3 protein-coding genes and 1 pseudogene are annotated in these 3,127 nt (G+C 47.1%); 1 reads left to right on the forward strand and 3 read right to left on the reverse strand.

The genetic code is table 11. The features are described 5' to 3' along the window. From F6K46_RS38970 to F6K46_RS38980, 3 genes and pseudogenes are all read right to left on the reverse strand, one after another. Positions 1–262 (reverse strand): annotated as a pseudogene (locus F6K46_RS38970) (hypothetical protein); the annotation flags it as partial. Then, positions 231–2,519 (reverse strand): 1,4-alpha-glucan branching enzyme, encoded by a 2,289-nt coding sequence (gene glgB, locus F6K46_RS38975; RefSeq protein ID WP_293066403.1) that lies wholly within the window; start codon positions 2,517–2,519, stop codon positions 231–233. The pseudogene F6K46_RS38970 and the gene glgB, both read right to left, overlap by 32 nt. A gap of 30 nt (positions 2,520–2,549) precedes the next feature. Continuing rightward, entirely contained in the window at positions 2,550–2,849 is a 300-nt protein-coding gene (locus F6K46_RS38980; RefSeq protein ID WP_075904260.1) for a hypothetical protein, read from the reverse strand. Positions 2,850–2,896: 47 nt separating this feature from the next. On the opposite strand from F6K46_RS38980, the gene F6K46_RS38985 reads away from it, so the two are divergent. Further along, a partial coding sequence (locus tag F6K46_RS38985) for a hypothetical protein (RefSeq protein WP_293066407.1) occupies positions 2,897–3,127 on the forward strand: 231 nt, incomplete at its 3' end.

Genomic DNA, 3,127 nt, shown 5'->3' on the forward strand with positions numbered 1-3,127 from the left:
GGAATCGGGAATCGGGAATCGGGAATCGGGAATCGGGAATCGGGAATCGGGAATCGGGAATCGGGAATCGGGAATCGGGAATCGGGAATCGGGAATCGGGAATCGGGAATCGGGAATCGGGAATCGGGAATCGGAAGTAGCCATACAGGGAGGTTTTGAAAAGTTGTTGATATGGCTCCCCATCTCCCCATCTCCCCATCTCCCCATCTCCCCATCTCCCCATCTCCCCACTACTGTAACTCTGACTGAGTCTTCTGATCATCAAGCTTTAAAATCAACACCCCGAGGGGTGGCAAACACAAATCTAGGGAATAGGGATGATTGTGGAAGTACCATTCATCTGTCCACTTACCCCCAAGATTCCCCATATTACTACCACCGTATTGGCGAGCATCACTATTGAGCAATTCCTTGTAGAATCCCATCTCGGGGACTCCTACCCGATAATGACTATGGGGCTGAGGGGTAAAATTGCACACTGTCACAATAAACTCTTCAGAATCGTGAGCATAGCGAATGAATGACACCACACTATGGCGATTATCACTACAATCAATCCATTCAAAGCCGTCCTGGTCAAAATCCTGAGTATAAAGCGCCGGTTCCCTGCGATAGAGATAATTCAGGTCACTAATCAACTGCTTTAAATTTTTATGGGGTTGATATTGCAACAAATCCCACTCCAAATCCCCCCAGACATTCCACTCACTCCACTGACCGAACTCCATACTCATGAATAGAGTTTTCTTACCTGGGTGAGCAAACATATAAGCATACAGACAGCGGAGATTAGCAAACTTGAGCCACTCATCCCCAGGAATTTTCCCAAGCATATTACTCTTGCCATGAACCACCTCATCGTGAGATAGGGCAAGCATATAATTCTCAGCATGGTTGTACCACATGCTGAAGGTAACATTATTCTGGTGGAACTGGCGAAACCAGGGATCCATGCTGAAATAGTCTACTATATCATGCATCCAGCCCATATTCCACTTTAGATTAAATCCCAAACCTCCTAAATAATTTGGCCAAGACACCATCGGCCAATCCGTTGACTCTTCCGCAATGGAGAGAACACTGGGATAATAACCAAAAATCACCTGATGAGTTTGCCTAAGGAAATCCACCGCTTCCAGATTTTCCCGACCCCCATACTGATTTGCTATCCATTCTCCATCCCCACGTAAATAGTCCAGATAGAGCATAGATGCTACGGCATCCACCCGCATGCCATCAATGTGGTACTTATCAAACCAAAACAAAGCGTTAGCTACCAGAAAATTCCGCACTTCGTTACGGCTATAGTTGAAGACTAAGGTTCCCCACTCCTGATGTTCACCTTTACGGGGATCCGCGTATTCATAGAGATGAGTACCATCAAAGAAAGCCAAACCATGAGCATCTTTGGGGAAATGACCAGGGACCCAATCCAAAATTACCCCAATCCCATTTTGGTGGCACTGGTCGATAAAATACATCAAGTCTTGTGGGTTACCATAGCGCGAGGTACAGGCATAGTAACCGGTAACCTGATAGCCCCAAGAGCCATCAAAGGGATGCTCCGCCAGGGGCAAGATTTCGATATGGGTGAAGCCCAATTGCTTGATATAAGGAATTAATTTTTGGGCTAGTTCTCGGTAAGTCAGGAAACGGGCTCCTGGTTTGAGGTCTGAAACGGTTACCACGGTTAGGGTTTCACCATTTGCTCCCTGAGGAATTTCACCTGAAGAACCATGAAGCCAAGAGCCCAGATGTAGCTCATAGACAGAAATCGGTTGCCTCAAGGGGTCAGTGTGACGCCGATGCTCCATCCAGTGGTGATCATGCCACTGATAGTCATCCAAGTTGGTAACAATCGAAGCAGTTTTCGGTCTGACCTCTTGTTGGAAACCATAGGGGTCAGATTTCTCGTAGATATGACCTTCGGAATTTTTAATCTCGTACTTGTAGGATTCTCCCACTCCCAGTTCAGGAATAAAGAGTTCCCAGATACCAGTGGCCCCTTTGCGCATCTGATGTTGACGCCCATCCCAATCATTAAAATCCCCGATCACTGAAACATTACGAGCATTAGGTGCCCAAACGGCAAAATAGACTCCCTCAACCCCATCAATTTCTGTAGGATGAGCCCCCAGTTTCTGGTAGATGCGGTGATGATTCCCTTCTGCAAATAGGTGCAAATCAAACTCGGTTAGTTTGGCAGAACGGAAGTGATAGGGGTCATAGCTAACCCATTCGCGATCGCCTTTTTTTATCCGCAGTTGGTAATTAGCCAGCCGAGGTGTCTCAATCTCCACCTCAAAAAAGTGAGGATGGTGTACCGATTGCATCAGGTAAGACTTCCTTTCCGTTGGCAGAAGTACCCATGCTGCCTCTGCATTTGGTAGATAAGCCCGCACCACCCAACTCACCTTACCATCCTGCTCAAATTTATGGGAACCAAGCACCTCAAAGGGGTTATGATGTTGGTTTCCTACGATCTGGTCAATTTGTTCGGGATTAATTCTTGAATACATTCAGGGTAAACAGGTCTGGGAGTATCACCGTTAGAACGGAAGGATTGTCCGAAACAAATCGCTCAGTTGCAACAGAAAAATCAATTCTCGAATCTGGGGGTCAAGGCCAGGGCTGGTTGAGCGTTGTGCTATGGCATCTTGCAGTTGGGCGTATTCAGCGGGATTCATTGGCTTGCCATCAAGAGGCGATCGCGCTTCAATAATAATCTCAGTTCTCAACACCTCTTCTGGTAGATCTTCCGGAGGTGGTAAACACCAACCTGGTCTAGCTACAAGTATAGCGATAGTTAATTCTAGGCCAATTCCTAACAATTTCAACAATTTAGCCATCACCAACAAGATTGATTACTTAAATTGAGTCGTTAATCAAATCCTATGTGACGTACTCCCGACGTTGCCCTAACGGGACAACGCGGGCTTCTTGCCAACACCAGGTATCCCTATCGGGCTTTGCCCGACGCTACGCGAACGGTTACTCGGCAATTAAACTAAGCCGTGGGGTCGCCCCCGCCGACTCGTCTCCAAAACCGGACGTGAAAGTTTCCCCTCATCCGGCTCCTCGCGACGGAATCTCTTGTCAGTGGTACCTCTACATTAGAATGGATTTT

The organism is Moorena sp. SIO3E8, from assembly GCF_010692445.1.
GTDB lineage: Bacteria > Cyanobacteriota > Cyanobacteriia > Cyanobacteriales > Coleofasciculaceae > Moorena > Moorena bouillonii.

Coding starts and splice junctions, on each gene's coding strand:
- glgB (WP_293066403.1), bottom strand. CDS start 2,519: ATGTATTCAAGAATTAATCCCGAACAAATTGACCAGATCGTAGGAAAC.
- F6K46_RS38980 (WP_075904260.1), bottom strand. CDS start 2,849: ATGGCTAAATTGTTGAAATTGTTAGGAATTGGCCTAGAATTAACTATC.